Annotated in this window: 1 protein-coding gene; it reads right to left on the bottom strand. The window is 41.0% G+C overall.

What is annotated here, in order from left to right:
- The coding region (hypD, locus tag DP116_RS23805; RefSeq protein WP_246275766.1) for a hydrogenase formation protein HypD at positions 1 to 880 on the bottom strand (880 nt) is incomplete at its 3' end.
- Between the last annotated feature and the right edge of the window lie 105 nt (positions 881 to 985).

Genomic DNA, 985 nt, shown 5'->3' with positions numbered 1-985 from the left:
CAGTCCGGATTTTTAATCCAGATTTGGGAATCTCCCCTAAACCGCGCCACTCAAAACTTTCTCGGTTTTCAAAAACTTTATTCATGGCGGCGATCGCCACCTGATTTCCCGTCTTCTCTACCAACCTGTTATATTGATTCTCAACCTCACAACGATTTTCTACAATCTGCTCCAATACCATCCAAATAGATTGGATGATATCTAAAGGTTCAAAACCAGAAATCACAATCGGTTTTTGATACTCTTGGGAAATAAACTCATACGGTTCAGTGCCAATCACCATACTGACATGACCCGGACCAATAAATCCATCGAGTTGTAAATCTGGATTATCTAAAAGTGCTTTTAAGGCAGGAATCACGAGGACGTGATTAGAAAACATACTGAAGTTAGGAATTTTTTCATATGCTGCTTGCAGGATAGTAAAAGCAGTACTGGGGGCAGTTGTTTCAAAACCCAAGGCGAAGAAGACAACTTCTTTATCAGGGTTGTCCTTAGCAATTTGTAGACTATCGAGGGGAGAGTAAACCATACGAATGTCCGCGCCTTGTGCTTTAGCTTGCAACAAGTTTTTTTGGGAACCAGGAACGCGCATGGCATCTCCAAAAGTCGTGAAGATAACGTTAGGATTCAGGGAGATAGAAATAGCATCATCTAGTCTTCCCTTTGGCATCACACATACAGGACAACCAGGACCATGAATTAATTCAATTGCTTCCGGTAAAATTTCTTCAATTCCATATTTAAAAATAGAATGAGTGTGACCGCCACAAACTTCCATTATTTTGATAGGCTTTTTGAGCCGTTGAGATAATTCTTGAATGGCGTGGAATAAAGCATCAGCTTTTCTCGGGTCTCGGAATTCATCAACGTATTTCATATTAAAATTAGATGAAAAAATTGATTGTTTTAGACGACTATTTTTTTACAAACCGCCAAGACGAGCCAGCGCTGCAGGAGGGTCTCCCTCCGTAGGCGACTGGCG

Source organism: Brasilonema bromeliae SPC951, assembly GCF_012912135.1.
GTDB lineage: Bacteria > Cyanobacteriota > Cyanobacteriia > Cyanobacteriales > Nostocaceae > Brasilonema > Brasilonema bromeliae.
Note: the sequence above shows the minus strand (reverse complement) of the source record. Positions and strands in the feature narration are given on the sequence as shown.